15 protein-coding genes are annotated in these 13,361 nt (G+C 44.6%); 2 read left to right on the top strand and 13 right to left on the bottom strand.

Annotation, left to right across the window (positions count from 1 at the left end):
* From FHQ30_RS03965 to guaB, 4 genes are all read right to left on the bottom strand, one after another.
* Nucleotides 1–526 (bottom strand): transposase (locus FHQ30_RS03965; protein WP_139625145.1); only part of this gene is annotated, 526 nt, incomplete at its 3' end.
* Between the two features lie 121 nt (nucleotides 527–647).
* Nucleotides 648–2,222 carry a glutamine-hydrolyzing GMP synthase gene (guaA, locus tag FHQ30_RS03960; RefSeq protein ID WP_139611019.1) on the bottom strand — a complete coding sequence of 525 codons (1,575 nt, stop codon included), beginning with the start codon at nucleotides 2,220–2,222 and terminating at the stop codon, nucleotides 648–650.
* A gap of 32 nt (nucleotides 2,223–2,254) precedes the next feature.
* Nucleotides 2,255–3,259 carry a PDDEXK nuclease domain-containing protein gene (locus FHQ30_RS03955; protein WP_139611020.1) on the bottom strand — a complete coding sequence of 335 codons (1,005 nt, stop codon included), beginning with the start codon at nucleotides 3,257–3,259 and terminating at the stop codon, nucleotides 2,255–2,257.
* Between the two features lie 64 nt (nucleotides 3,260–3,323).
* A complete protein-coding gene (gene guaB / locus FHQ30_RS03950) occupies nucleotides 3,324–4,787 on the bottom strand; it encodes an IMP dehydrogenase (RefSeq protein ID WP_139611021.1) in 1,464 nt (487 codons plus the stop codon).
* 135 nt (nucleotides 4,788–4,922) lie between these two features.
* On the opposite strand from guaB, the gene FHQ30_RS03945 reads away from it, so the two are divergent.
* Entirely contained in the window at nucleotides 4,923–6,098 is a 1,176-nt protein-coding gene (locus tag FHQ30_RS03945) for a pyridoxal phosphate-dependent aminotransferase (RefSeq protein ID WP_267963798.1), read from the top strand.
* Between the two features lie 22 nt (nucleotides 6,099–6,120).
* Here FHQ30_RS03945 and nadS read toward each other — a convergent pair whose 3' ends face one another.
* The 7 genes from nadS to FHQ30_RS03910 all read right to left on the bottom strand — a co-directional run bounded on the left by nadS (nucleotide 6,121) and on the right by FHQ30_RS03910 (nucleotide 11,522).
* Complete coding sequence (gene nadS, locus FHQ30_RS03940) at nucleotides 6,121–6,417, bottom strand: NadS family protein (protein WP_139611022.1); 297 nt, start codon at nucleotides 6,415–6,417, stop codon at nucleotides 6,121–6,123.
* Between the two features lie 2 nt (nucleotides 6,418–6,419).
* Nucleotides 6,420–6,764, bottom strand: coding sequence for a hypothetical protein (locus tag FHQ30_RS03935; protein WP_267963799.1), 345 nt, complete (start codon nucleotides 6,762–6,764; stop codon nucleotides 6,420–6,422).
* Nucleotides 6,765–7,035: 271 nt separating this feature from the next.
* Complete coding sequence (locus FHQ30_RS03930; protein WP_267963800.1) at nucleotides 7,036–7,596, bottom strand: cytochrome b; 561 nt, start codon at nucleotides 7,594–7,596, stop codon at nucleotides 7,036–7,038.
* A gap of 119 nt (nucleotides 7,597–7,715) precedes the next feature.
* Complete coding sequence (xseA, locus tag FHQ30_RS03925; protein WP_139611023.1) at nucleotides 7,716–9,062, bottom strand: exodeoxyribonuclease VII large subunit; 1,347 nt, start codon at nucleotides 9,060–9,062, stop codon at nucleotides 7,716–7,718.
* Nucleotides 9,063–9,482: 420 nt separating this feature from the next.
* On the bottom strand, nucleotides 9,483–10,697 hold the full coding sequence (locus FHQ30_RS03920; protein ID WP_139611024.1) for a ribosomal protein uL16 3-hydroxylase: 1,215 nt from the start codon (nucleotides 10,695–10,697) through the stop codon (nucleotides 9,483–9,485).
* Between the two features lie 17 nt (nucleotides 10,698–10,714).
* On the bottom strand, nucleotides 10,715–11,095 hold the full coding sequence (locus tag FHQ30_RS03915) for an RnfH family protein (protein ID WP_326480848.1): 381 nt from the start codon (nucleotides 11,093–11,095) through the stop codon (nucleotides 10,715–10,717).
* Nucleotides 11,088–11,522, bottom strand: coding sequence for a type II toxin-antitoxin system RatA family toxin (locus FHQ30_RS03910; protein WP_139611026.1), 435 nt, complete (start codon nucleotides 11,520–11,522; stop codon nucleotides 11,088–11,090). The genes FHQ30_RS03915 and FHQ30_RS03910 overlap by 8 nt, the downstream gene beginning before the upstream one ends.
* A gap of 237 nt (nucleotides 11,523–11,759) precedes the next feature.
* Between FHQ30_RS03910 and FHQ30_RS03905 the strand changes: the two genes are divergently transcribed.
* A complete protein-coding gene (locus FHQ30_RS03905; RefSeq protein ID WP_139611027.1) occupies nucleotides 11,760–12,419 on the top strand; it encodes a hypothetical protein in 660 nt (219 codons plus the stop codon).
* Between the two features lie 77 nt (nucleotides 12,420–12,496).
* Here the strand turns inward: FHQ30_RS03905 and FHQ30_RS03900 are convergent, their stop codons facing one another.
* Nucleotides 12,497–12,919: a type II toxin-antitoxin system HicB family antitoxin gene (locus FHQ30_RS03900; protein WP_139611028.1), complete on the bottom strand. Its 423-nt coding sequence runs from the start codon at nucleotides 12,917–12,919 to the stop codon at nucleotides 12,497–12,499.
* A gap of 33 nt (nucleotides 12,920–12,952) precedes the next feature.
* Complete coding sequence (locus FHQ30_RS03895) at nucleotides 12,953–13,129, bottom strand: type II toxin-antitoxin system HicA family toxin (protein ID WP_139608618.1); 177 nt, start codon at nucleotides 13,127–13,129, stop codon at nucleotides 12,953–12,955.
* Nucleotides 13,130–13,361 lie beyond the last annotated feature (232 nt).

Raw genomic sequence — 13,361 nt, 5'->3', positions numbered from 1 at the left:
TGAGCATCTCAAGATAAGCACTGTCTTTAATCTCACGCCGTTCATTGGTGGCTTTGTTTTTGTTGGCATTGGCTTTTAAATGCGTACTGTCGGTAAACCAATGCTTGCCACCGACCACGCCTTTCTCAATGGCTAGGAAAAAGATGGGCATAAAAATCCGTTCAAACACGTCAGTACCGTTAAATCGCCGAAGACGGTTTTGGCTTAAGGTGCTGGCATCAATGACTTTTTCGGTGATAGTCATTCTGAGAAACCAACGATACGCCATATTGACTTCAACTTCTTTGACCAATTGACGTTCACTCTTAATGCCGAAAATATAGCCGAGCAGCATCATTTTGAATAGGCGTACCGGGTCAATGGCGGGGCGACCATTATTATGGCAATAGAGATGAGCTACTTCATCGCGAATAAATTCAAAATCAATGGCTTGGTCGATTTTGCGCACTAAATGGTCTTTCGGCACGAGTTGTTCAAGCGTGACCATTTCGAGTTTGGATTGATTAGAGGGAGGCGGCTTTAACATCGGAAACTCCTTAAAAGGCTTTTCCTTATTAGATCAAAGTCCTAGTAAAATGTCTAGGACTTTGTCAGCAGTCTGGATAAAAAAGCCTCGAAATTCGAGGCTTTTTTATTGATTATAAAAGCTATTCCCACTCAATCGTCGCAGGCGGTTTACCACTGATATCATACACCACGCGCGAAATGCCGCTCACTTCATTGATGATACGGTTAGAGATTTTACCAAGCAAATCATACGGCAAGTGCGCCCAATGAGCGGTCATGAAATCAATGGTTTCCACGGCGCGAATCGAGACGACCCAATCATATTTGCGCCCGTCGCCCATCACGCCAACCGATTTCACCGGCAAGAACACTGTGAAGGCTTGACTGACTTTGTGATACCAATCGGCGTTGTGCAGTTCTTCGATAAAAATCGCATCGGCACGGCGCAGAATATCGCAATACTCTTTTTTCACTTCGCCCAACACCCGCACGCCTAAACCTGGCCCCGGGAACGGATGGCGGTATAGCATTTCGTATGGTAACCCCAACGCTAAACCGATTTTACGCACCTCGTCTTTAAACAGCTCTTTTAACGGCTCAACCAAACCCAACTTCATGTAATCCGGCAAACCACCGACATTGTGGTGCGATTTAATCACATGTGCTTTGCCGGTTTTTGAGGCGGCGGATTCGATCACATCGGGATAAATCGTGCCTTGCGCCAGCCATTTCACATTGGCTTGTTTATGCGATTCTTCGTCAAACACGTCCACAAACACTTTGCCGATCACTTTGCGCTTGGCTTCCGGATCGGCGACACCTGCCAGTTCGTTTAAAAAACGATCTTCGGCATTGACATGAATAATATTCAACCCGAATTTATCGCCGAACATCTCCATCACTTGCTCCGCTTCGTGCAAACGCAACAAGCCGTTATCGACAAATACGCAATGCAAATTTTTGCCAATCGCGCGATGCAGTAAAAGTGCGGTCACCGACGAATCCACACCACCGGACAAGCCCAAAATCACTTCGTCATCGCCCACTTGTGCTTTGATCCGTGCCACCGCATCTTCGATAATATTTTCTGCCGTCCAGCGGTTTTCGCAGCCGCAAATCTTCAGGACAAAATTTTGCAATAGTGCCAGACCGCTCTTGGTGTGGGTGACTTCCGGGTGGAACTGCACCCCGTAAAAACGACGATTTTCGTCCGACATCGCTGCAATCGGGCAAGTGGGTGTGATGGCGGTGATTTGGAAATCTTGCGGCAAGCGGGTCACTTTGTCGCCGTGGCTCATCCAGACATCTAATTGTGATACACCGTTTTGCGATAAACTGTCTTGCAAATCGGCAAACAAACTGTCCGCCGCTTGCAATTCCACAGAGGCATAACCAAATTCACGGTGATCAGAATTTTCAGTCAAACCGCCCAACTGCATTGCCATGGTTTGCATACCATAGCAAATACCCAGCACCGGTACGCCGGCGTTAAACACATACGCTGGTGCGCGTGGGCTGTTATCTTCGGTGGTGCTTTCCGGGCCACCGGAAAGAATAATCCCGCTCGGATTAAAATCACGAATATCCTGCTCAGACACATCCCAAGCCCACAATTCGCAATATACGCCGATTTCACGCACCCGACGGGCAATCAGTTGGGTATATTGCGAACCGAAGTCCAGAATTAAAATTTTATGTTGGTGAATGTTGTTCATCTATTGTTCTCTAAAGTTGGATAAATCATCTTTTAATAGGTCAGTAATTTTTGCAGTTCATGTTCAAGCTGTTTTTTATCGGGCAAATAAAGCTGATACTTGCTCACAAAAAGCTGATTAGTCATATTTTCAAGGGCATATTCTACCAAAATTCGGTCTTTGTATGCCCCCAAAACGATCCCAATCGGAAGATTATCATCTGCAACATTTTCCTCTTTTTGGAAATAGTTGAGATATAAATTCATTTGCCCAATATCTTGATGGCTCAGTTCACCACGCTTTAAATCAATCAGTACAAAGCATTTGAGTATGCGGTGATAAAAGACTAAATCTACATAAAAATGCTTACCACCAAGTGAAATTTTATATTGGCGACCGATAAAGGCGAATCCCTTACCAAGCTCTAATAAAAATTGTTGTAAATTAGTTATTAACTGTTGTTCTAACTCCGTTTCTAAATATTGATGCGCTTGCGGAATATTTAGAAATTCCAATACAAAAGGATCTTTAATGATATCTTCAGGTTGCTGAATTTCTTGTCCTTTTTCCGCTAGGGATAATACGCCTGCTTTATCTTTGCTCAACGCTAAACGATGAAAAAGCATACTTTTCATTTGACGCTTTAATTCACGCACACTCCAGTTTTCTTTTTCGGCTTGCTTGGTGTAAAAGCTGATTTCTAAAGGGTGATTAGTTTTAAGAATTTCAACGTAATGGCTCCAGCTCAATTTGAATTGTCCAGACACCGTCTGGACTTTTGAGTAACCAAGATAAAATTGCCTGATTTGAAATAAATTTGAGCGACTAAAACCTTTACCGTAACGTTCAGTTAAATCTTTGGCTAATTGCTCTAATAATTTACTACCATAAACCGACTTTTCCTGCCCACCTTGCTCAAATAGCACAATATGCTGACCAATCAGCCAATAAGTTTGTACCAAAATAGTATTAACCGACTGCGCTGCCTGTGAACGACCTTGTTGTAACAGCTTGCCAATATGTTCAACAAGAGCTGAGTAATGGGTGGTAGTCTTCATCACATCTCCTCTCGATACCTTATCTATTTTTATCAGCGATCATTGAAAAACCGCACTTTAAGCCTTATAGCGAACGATAATTCGGCGCTTCTTTGGTAATCGTGACATCATGCACATGGCTCTCTTTGATGCCGGCGCCGCTGATTTTGACGAATTCCGCTTTGGTTCGCAGTTCTTCGATCGTGGCGCAGCCGGTTAACCCCATGCACGAACGCAAGCCGCCCATTTGCTGATGGATAATCTCTTTCAGCAGCCCTTTGTATGGAATGCGTCCTTCAATCCCTTCCGGCACGAGTTTATCGGCGGCATTATCCGATTGGAAATAGCGATCAGACGAGCCTTTGGTCATCGCACCTAATGACCCCATGCCTCGATAGGCTTTGAATGCACGACCTTGATACAGTTCGATTTCACCCGGCGCTTCTTCTGTGCCCGCCAACATTGACCCCATCATCACGCAAGACGCCCCGGCGGCAATCGCTTTGGCTAAATCACCGGAATAGCGGATGCCCCCGTCAGCGATCACAGGAATGCCACGCCCTTGCAGCGCTTCTGCCGCATCGGCGATTGCGGTGATTTGCGGCACGCCAACACCAGTTACAATACGGGTGGTGCAAATTGATCCCGGTCCAATCCCGACTTTGACCGCACTTGCTCCAGCATCCGCCAACGCAATCGCACCGGCTGCGGTCGCAACGTTGCCCGCCACAATCGCTAGTTCAGGATATTTAGCACGGGTTTCACGCACCCGTTGCAACACACCTTCGGAATGGCCGTGCGAGGAATCAATCAACAGCACATCAACGCCGGCTTCTACCAACGCCTCAATTCGGCTTTCATTACCTGGTGCGGCACCAACGGCTGCCCCGACCCGCAAGCGGCCAAATTTGTCTTTACAGGCATTCGGTTTACTTTCGGCTTTTTGGTAATCTTTAAGGGTGATCATACCAACCAGTTTAAATGCATCGTTGACCACCAACACTTTTTCAATCCGATGAGCGTGCATTAACGAAAACGCCTCTTCGCGCGGCTCATTTTCTTTCACTGTCACCAACCGCTCTTTCGTCGTCATCACCGACGTCACCGGACGATCCAAGTCAGTCACAAAACGCACATCTCGCCCGGTGACAATTCCGACCAATTCGCCATTTTCAGTGGTGACCGGATAGCCAGCAAAGCCATTCTTTTTGCTTAATACTGCCAAATCGCGCAAACTCATGTCTGGGCGCACTGTGATCGGATCGCTCACAATCCCGCTTTCAAATTTTTTCACACGACGCACGCGATCCGCTTGGCGTTCGATGCTCATATTTTTATGGATAAAACCGATGCCGCCCTCTTGCGCAAGGGAGATCGCCAATTTTGCTTCGGTGACAGTGTCCATCGCCGCCGATAAAACCGGAATATTTAAGCGGATGTCTTTGGTCAAATAAGTGGATAAATCTGCGGTATTAGGCAAAACAGTGGAATGGGCAGGAAGCAATAAAACATCATCGAAGGTTAAGGCTTCTTTCACGACTCTTAGCATGGCAATATCTCTCTGATTGGAAAGTTGAAGTAAAAATATTGCGCTCGGATTATACAGATCTTCATTTGAGTTGTGAATTTTTTCTTTCGCTTTTTCCGCTGCTATTTTTTCCTACATTGGGCTTGAGCTCCTGCCGTGATTGCCGTAGCATGGCAACAATTTTTTATTGACAAGCAAGGAGAGATGATGCGGTATGACAAAATGAGTGCGTTTATTGTAATGGATATTGTGCGTGAAGCGGGGAAATACCCGAATGCCATTCATTTTGAAATCGGGCAGCCCGATCTGCCACCGTCGCCTAAGGTGAAAGCCGCATTGCAAAGTGCGGTCGAAGATAACCGTTTCAGCTACACCGAAAGTTTAGGCTTATATGCGCTGCGTGAGAAAATTTGCCAATATTATCGCAGCACTTATCAAATCGACATCGCCCCGGAACGTGTGCTGCTCACACCGGGCACCAGCGGCGCTTTTTTGATTGCTTATGCGTTGACGCTGGCAGACGGCGATAAACTGGGTTTAACCGATCCTGCTTATCCCTGCTACAAAAATTTTGCCCACATGATGGAAGTCGAACCGCACTTTATCGCGGTTGATAAAAGCAGTTGCTATCAATTAACTGTCGCCCAGCTGCAAGCGCAAACCGAAAAAATCCGCGCCTTGCAGATTTCTTCCCCTGCCAATCCGACCGGTAATATTTACAGCGCTGAAAATTTGCAAGCCTTAAATGAATATTGCCGTCAGCATGAAATCGCGTTTATTTCCGACGAACTGTATCACGGCTTAGTTTATGAAGAACAAGCAGCCACCGCACTGCAATTCAATCCTGATGCGTATGTGATCAACGGCTTTTCCAAATATTTCTGCATGCCCGGTGCGCGCTTAGGCTGGATTATCGTGCCGCAACACAAAGTGCGGGAAGCAGAAATTATTGCACAGAATATCTTTATCTGTGCACCGACCTTGAGCCAATACGGCGCATTAGAAGCGTTTGATCATGCGTATTTAGCCCAAATCCAAAGCACGTTCCGTGAACGGCGGGACTATCTATATAACGAACTAAAACAGCTTTTTACCATCGAATTTAAACCGCAAGGGGCGTTTTATCTATGGGCGGACGTATCACATTACACCGATGACAGTTATCGCTTCGCCAAAGAAATGCTCGCTGAAATCCAAGTGGCCACCACCCCGGGCATCGACTTCGGCACAAACGGCACCAAGCACTACCTGCGTTTTGCCTACACCCGTGAGATTGCCCATATGCACGAAGGCGTGGAACGATTGAAAGGTTGGTTGCGAAGCAGAGCTTGAGGCATTTGCTAAAATAGCGCGGTTATAATGCTTTTAAGGTTTCAAACAGTTGTGGTTGACGCTCAAGCATAATCAACAGCTTGAGTGCCGGACCATTTGGAATCCGGCGATTCAACTCCCATGATTGCACCAAAGAAAGACTAACGCCTAGCATTTGAGCAAACTCCTGCTGTTTTAACCGCTGAGCTATTCGCAAATTTTTTACATCGGGAATTTTTACCGTGTGAATATATTCTTCTGCAACGTTCAACTCGCCTGTTTCAATTGCGATCATTTGCTCTACGCTGGTTCTTAAACGCTCGAAAAAATGCGCTTTCATGGTTATTTTTCCTCTTTTAATTGTGCAGTAAGTTGCTTTAATATCCATTTTTCTGACATAGTCAGATTTTGTTTTGCACTTTTAGGATACATCATCAATAGATACAACCGCTCTTTCGGCATCAGCAGATAATAAATAATCCGCACACCAGCACTTTTCCCTCTATGGTTATCTCTCAGCTTCCAGCGAATTTTTCGACACCCACCTGTCTGAGGCATAATATCGCCGAGATCATAATGCTCCAGCAAATACTCTTGAAATTGCCGATATTCATCTTCCGATAGCAAAGCTTTTCGATCTTCAGTAAAAATCGGGGTTTCAATAAACGTTAAGAATTTTTCTGCCACGATAGCGATTTCCAATTAAATTTATAATACTCGTACCAAGTACGAAAATCAATAATTCCCTCTCTGTTTCAGTGAAAGCATAAAAGTAAAAATAATGAGGAAAATGTTTTCAATATTTTCCTGCGATCCAAATCGCAATAATTAGGATCTTTTATTGGAAAAATATGAGGAGTGGTGCGATCTCTGACAGATACGCAAGCAAAATGCGGTGAAATCTATTCTTAAGAAAATAATCAGGGCGGCAATTGCCGCCCGTCAGGTAATTTGATGATTATTGGTTTTTAAAACCCAGCATCCGTTTTAAGGTATTGTTTTTATCGATAATATGGTGTTTCAATGCGCCAGCAACATGCAACAAAATCGCTGCCAGCATAATGGGCAGCAGGCTTTCGTGAACTTCACCGGCAATACTCGCCAAGCCCGGATTTAACGTTTGACGCTGACCGTCCACTAGATTTGCCGACACCAAATCCAAACCAAACAGTTGCAGCCCATGCCCACCACCGATCGAGAGCAACATGCCGGAAATAGGGAATGCCAATGTGCCTAAAATCAAAACCCAATGCACCAATTTTGCCAAAGCCTCTTCCCAGTTTTTGTGTTGTGCAACGGGTTGCGGCCAGCCGTTTTTCCAGCGCCATAACGCACGGATCACAATAAAGAAAAAGATAAAAATGCCCAACGATTTATGGGTAGGGTACAAATCATAACTGCTGGTTTCAGTCATATAAACCCCTAAGCTCATCAAGCCGAGAATAAAAAAGGCAATTAACCAATGCAGTGAGAGAGTGATATGCGACAGGCGTTCGCGCGTATCTTTCATTTTTGACATACCATGTTCCTGTGAGTAAATGTTGCTTTAAATAAAGTAAAATGCGTTAGCGGGCGACTATTATAATCAGTTCGCCACTAAAGCATAGCAGAAATTTGTTAAAATTTGCTTAAGCGCCACTATGCGTCCGACGTATCCGGCGAAATGTCAATCACGCGACTCACCACTGCGCCACGGCTGAAACGAGTGGTGATGTTGTCCCCCAAACGTAACTGGCGACTGTCCACAATCGCCTTGCCTTGTGCATTTTGGCTGATCGAATAGCCCCGTGCCAGCACATTCAGCGGGCTTAAGCTGTTCAACTTGGCACAAGCACCGGAAAATTGGTACTGTTTAACGCTCATATTCTTTTCAATCGCAGTCGCTAACCGCACTTTCCATTGTTGCAGATGCTGCTGCCGTTGTCCGATAGGATAACGCAATGGATTTTGCTGTAGTCGCTGCTGTAAATTAGCGTGACGATTAATCTTGCGATCCAGCTGTTTAGTCAGCGCTTGTTTTAAACGCCAGAGCAATTGTGCATTTTGCTGGCGCTGAAATGCCAGTTGTTTGCTTGGATGCTGGTTGGCAAGGCGTAGTCTTAAGCGTTCCAACCGTTGTTGTTGGCGATTGAATAAGCGATCAAACGCCATTTCTAAATGTTGTAGGTTATATTGTAAGCGTTGCAGCAGTTCTTTATGATCGCGGCTAACCATCTCCGCCGCTGCTGACGGCGTTGGTGCGCGTAGATCAGCCACAAAATCGGCAATCGTCACATCGGTTTCATGTCCGACGGCGCTGATAATCGGGATCTGCGAGGCAAAAATCGCTCTTGCCACCGCTTCTTCATTAAAGCACCACAAATCTTCCAACGAACCGCCGCCACGCCCGACAATCAGCACATCCGCTTCTTGGCGAATATTTGCCAGTTCGATCATTTGTACAATCTCCCCTGTGGCATCTTTGCCTTGCACTTGCGTCGGGTAGATCACCACTTCTAAACTGGGATCGCGCCGTTGCAGCACCTGCAAAATATCTTGCAGCGCCGCCCCGCTCTTCGAGGTCACAATGCCAATCCGGCGATTAAAGTGCGGTATCGGTTTTTTGCGTTGTTGTGCAAACAAGCCTTCCGCAGCTAGCTTTTGTTTCAGTTGTTCAAATTGTTGCTGTAATAAGCCGTCACCGGCAGGTTGCATGCTGTCAATAATCAGTTGGTAATCACCGCGCGGTTCATACAAGCTAACCGTTCCACGCACCAGCACTTGCATGCCGTTCTGCGGACGAAAACCCACTCGACTGTTTTTCATGCGGAACATGGCACAGCGCAGTTGTGCATTTTCATCTTTGAGGCTGAGATACCAATGCCCGGACACCGGTTGGCTGAAGTTGGAAATCTCCCCGGTCAGCCAAATATGCCCAAGCTGCCCTTCGAGCAACAAGCGTGCGGTTTGATTGAGTTGACTGACGGAGTAGATGGTGTTTTGCATGGGATTACCGTTATTATATGATTATTTTCGTATTTTTATCTTTTATCTTAAGTTAACTATCGGATTTCGCCGATGGCGACTTACTTTTCTTTGCTTCGCCAAAGAAAAGTAAGCCAAAGAAAGGCGACCCCAGTTGTAGTGCGACTCTTCGCCTTTGCTAATTTCTACGGTCAATTTGTAAACTTGCCTGCTACGCAGGCTTCGAACACGACAAATTGACCTTGAAATCTTCACGCAAACGCTCAGGCACTACAGATGGGGAATTTAAAACCAAACTCACCTCACTTTCATTTTTCTTTCTATTTTTAAAATCTCATACTTTGCGTCGTATTTTTCTGCTTCCCTTGTGAACCACCTTAGAGGGTGTAAAATTTAAAAGAAAGTCTCCGCAAAGCGAAATAACAGTAGCAATAAATAAACCTACTCCCCCAACACCAACCAACCGTTTTCCAACCAACTGCACAGTGAATCCAGCAACAGATTCTGCGCCATTTCATCATCACAATTTGCAACATAACCTTGCAAAGCCGCCCAATCCAACACAACGCCGTTTGCCAGATCTTTTAAAACCGCACTTTCCAGTTCACTTAACTCGTCTAACCACTCGCCATTGACGTACAATGCAAACGGCTGTTCGGTGTAAAGTATTTTACTGTTGCTGTCCTGCTGAATGGTCGCACCGTCTTGCAACATCTCGCTCAATTCTTCCGGATAAAATTCATCGTCCGATTGTAATAACTCATAACGACGGCTGCTGACCGCAGTTGCCACCGCATGCTGAAATAATCGATCAAACTCTGGCGACTGACTCAGATGATCCAGCAATTGCTGTTTCATATTCTGCACCATGGCCGGATCCAGTTGCGCCAATGGTTGGGCATTTGGCGACAAACGCAACGGAATATTCAACGCTGCCGGATTAAAGTGCGGTGTTGGATGGCAGATCGCATCATTGATATTGTCGATCAAGTCGCCCAAATTCGGATAACGCAACCCGAACGACACCGTCAAACAGTCGTCCTGCGCCACGCCGTAATGCGACAAACGTGACGGCACATACAGCACATCGCCCGGCGCCATCACTTCATCCAGCAACAAATCGCCCATCTCATCAAAAATTCGAATCGGTTGGTTCGGTTTAAATTCGGTGCTCGGGTCGCACCATTTGCCGAGCTGCCAACGACGATGTCCGTAAGCCTGCACTAAAAATACATCGTATTCATCATAATGCCGCCCGACCGATCCGCCTTGCGGTGCATACGACACCATAATATCGTCACGCTGCCATTGCGGAATAAAACCAAATGCTTGCCATAATTCACCCAACTCCGGTGACCACTGTTCCAAATTTTGCACCAGCACCGACCATTGCGGCGGCAATTTGCTGAAATCTTTTTTGTTTAATGGGCTGGTTTTCAGTGTCCACCGCTCTTCACCCTGCGGATCTTGTTCGGTTTTCAACAAGCGTGCCGTCACATCATCCTGCTGAGCCAAGTCAATAATATCTTGCGGCTCAAGCAAGCCAACGATTTGCGGCAAGCCGTTTTTGATCAACAGGGGCTTTTTCTGCCAATATTGTGCAAGAAACTGCTCGGCACTGATTTCATTCGGAAGACAATAAGCGATTTTTGACATGAGGTTATCCTTTTAATTTATTTTGACAGTTCTTTTTTAGCCAGCGCTTTGGCTTCGGCACGTTGTTGTTTTTCTTGCGCCTTTTGCGCTTCTAATTCTTGTTTTTGCTGCTCGGCACGCTTACGACGAATCTCTTTCGGATCGGCCAGCAACGGACGGTAAATTTCAATCCGATCGCCATCTTGCAACACATCGGTCAATTTTGCCAAACGACTAAAAATGCCAACGGTATTGCTGCGCAGATCAATCTCTTTATACTGTTCCAAAATTCCCGATTGTAGAATCGCATTTTGGATAATCGTGCCCGGTTCAACTTGATAACTTTGCAAAAAATAGCTGTCCGGTAGCGCATACGCAATTTGAATCGTAATGTTGTCTACTGTCGTTGGTTCAGACATCGTACACCTCTTTGGCGCGCTGTTTAAACGCATCAATCATCTTCATCGTCAGCTGTTCAAAAATTTTGCCGAATACCGCACTGATTAGCGCACTGGAAAATTCAAAATCGAGTTTCAACCGAATTTGGCAGCTGTGTTCATCAATTTCATCAAACTGCCAATAGCCTTGTAAGAAACGGAACGGCCCTTCAACCAACTGCATTTGGATCTGTTTATTCGGTTGCATAGTGTTGCGGGTGGTAAATTGTTGGCTAATTCCGGCTTTGCTGATCACCAGCTGCGCCGTCAATTCGTTTTCATTGCTAACCAATGTTTGGCTGGCAACGCAACCCGGCAGAAATTCCGGATATTGTTCGTAATTATTAACCAATTGATACATCTGCGCTGCGCTGTAACCCACCAACGCCGATTGATTAACGGACGGCATGAGATTCCTACTTATAGCAAAAAATAATCTGCGTAATATACGCTATGGAATGGGGAAGATCAAACGAGAGACGCTGCCAATCTAAAGAATCATTATCGCTAATTTAATCGGTTCAAAAGTCACTTTTTCTTTTCAGATTAACAAATTAATAATAAAAGCATCGTTGCGCTTGACATCCCCCCCCCCTTTTTAAAGTAGGATAACAAAACTGTCTATTTTCTTCTTTAAGGGATCATTATGCAACAAAATAAATCACAGCAAATCCTAAAAATGCTCAACCAAGTTAATTGGGTTTATCGTATCCTATTTTGGGTTATTATTGCTTTCTTTGGTTTAATTGTGGTCGAGAATTTTATCCAAGGTTTGGCCAATGGCATTATTACCTTAATCATCTCTATTTTTGTCGCCCTGTTCTTAATTAAACTGGTTTTCGGTATTATCAATTTAACCTATGCCAATCTACAATATACTCGTTGTCTGAAATTAATGAATGAACAGCTTAGAGAATCCGGCATTTCCATCACCTTATCGCAGCAATCAAAAGTACCACCTAGCCTTTTTGCCATTGATACCGCCAACAAATTACTGTTTATTAATAACCAACAGACTGATTATGAACCGCTTATCTTTGATAAAACAAAGTTAATTTCCGCAAAAGTGGAGCGGGAATCAACCGTTCACACCACAACGAAGCATAAAGGCAGTGTCGCGGTATTTGGCTCATCATTTGGTTATAACTTCGGCAGTAAATCAACCTCCACCAGCCATATTACTGAAACTGCTTTTTTAGAATTGCAATATTTAACCGAGCAGAAAACCAGTTTTACTCTTGTGATTCCCTATGGCGGCAATCGCCGTGGCGCAGAAGAAGCCTTGAATACAATCCAGCAGTTCTAGAGTAGTGTCCCTAACCAAGGGAATAAACTTCCTCTGGTTAGGGATATCTGGTTAGGGAAAAATAACGTTATTATCCATTATGACAAACTAACACTTAAATTAAGCTTCTTGCCTAAAGCTGAAAATGCACGTCCGATCGTGTCAATTTTGGTGGTGTGGTTTAAATTTGTGATCCGCTGCATTTCCTGCGGTTTTACTTTAATACGCCTTGCCAATTCCACATTACTAATATTTTGTGCGATCATTTCATTTAACAGTAACACTTTTGCCGCCACACTGAGCGGCAATTCAATCAGATATTCTCCCTCCTGTAACGCACTTGGTGAAGGCACAGCACGATGATCTTCAAAATAGAAATCCATTGCAGTCAATAACGCATCTTTTGCCATAAAAAATGCATCGTCCAAATCATCACCGCAAGTAATCGCTTCGGGAATATCACGAAAAGTGACATTATAACCGTCACCCTCTTTATCAAATTTTGCCGGATAGAACATCATTACCTCTTACCGATTAACAGCCAAAAATTTATATTACTTAAGACCTAATTGCTTCTTAACTGCCTGAACTGTCCCCGTTTTTATCTCTTTCGACGGATGACGAGGGAGCACCGATTGTTTGCCGTTAAGATACAATCTGATATGATTTGAGCCCTCTTTTTTCTCAACACCCTGCGCAATTAGCCATCTTAAAAACTCACTTTGTTTCATCCTTCCCCCGTGGTTTTAAGATAAATTGAAAATAAACAAAAATGATTATTTCGTCAAGAAAAACAAACAAAAATGTTGATTTATTTTTCTTGTCTTAAACGAATAATGGCGTAAGAAAAATCAAGCGACAAACAGATTAAACCTATTTTTCGATCTAGATCGTAGAATAGGGTCTGTTGATCTTTGTTTATATTTTGAGTTGTCGTTTAAAATAAGCACAATCTAGGCGTAA

Source organism: Testudinibacter sp. 'clade 2' (assembly GCF_006227735.1).
In the GTDB taxonomy this organism is placed as follows: Bacteria; Pseudomonadota; Gammaproteobacteria; order Enterobacterales; family Pasteurellaceae; genus Chelonobacter.
Note: the sequence above shows the minus strand (reverse complement) of the source record. Positions and strands in the feature narration are given on the sequence as shown.

What these genes read in the sequence shown, in the direction of transcription:
- xseA (WP_139611023.1), bottom strand. Translation starts at nt 9,062, where the DNA reads ATGCAAAACACCATCTACTCCGTCAGTCAACTCAATCAAACCGCACGC.
- FHQ30_RS03910 (WP_139611026.1), bottom strand. Translation starts at nt 11,522, where the DNA reads ATGCCGTCCGTTAATCAATCGGCGTTGGTGGGTTACAGCGCAGCGCAG.
- FHQ30_RS03915 (WP_326480848.1), bottom strand. Translation starts at nt 11,095, where the DNA reads ATGTCTGAACCAACGACAGTAGACAACATTACGATTCAAATTGCGTAT.
- guaB (WP_139611021.1), bottom strand. Translation starts at nt 4,787, where the DNA reads ATGCTAAGAGTCGTGAAAGAAGCCTTAACCTTCGATGATGTTTTATTG.
- guaA (WP_139611019.1), bottom strand. Translation starts at nt 2,222, where the DNA reads ATGAACAACATTCACCAACATAAAATTTTAATTCTGGACTTCGGTTCG.
- FHQ30_RS03895 (WP_139608618.1), bottom strand. Translation starts at nt 13,129, where the DNA reads ATGAAACAAAGTGAGTTTTTAAGATGGCTAATTGCGCAGGGTGTTGAG.
- FHQ30_RS03905 (WP_139611027.1), top strand. Translation starts at nt 11,760, where the DNA reads ATGCAACAAAATAAATCACAGCAAATCCTAAAAATGCTCAACCAAGTT.
- nadS (WP_139611022.1), bottom strand. Translation starts at nt 6,417, where the DNA reads ATGAAAGCGCATTTTTTCGAGCGTTTAAGAACCAGCGTAGAGCAAATG.
- FHQ30_RS03955 (WP_139611020.1), bottom strand. Translation starts at nt 3,259, where the DNA reads ATGAAGACTACCACCCATTACTCAGCTCTTGTTGAACATATTGGCAAG.
- FHQ30_RS03920 (WP_139611024.1), bottom strand. Translation starts at nt 10,697, where the DNA reads ATGTCAAAAATCGCTTATTGTCTTCCGAATGAAATCAGTGCCGAGCAG.
- FHQ30_RS03900 (WP_139611028.1), bottom strand. Translation starts at nt 12,919, where the DNA reads ATGATGTTCTATCCGGCAAAATTTGATAAAGAGGGTGACGGTTATAAT.
- FHQ30_RS03930 (WP_267963800.1), bottom strand. Translation starts at nt 7,596, where the DNA reads ATGTCAAAAATGAAAGATACGCGCGAACGCCTGTCGCATATCACTCTC.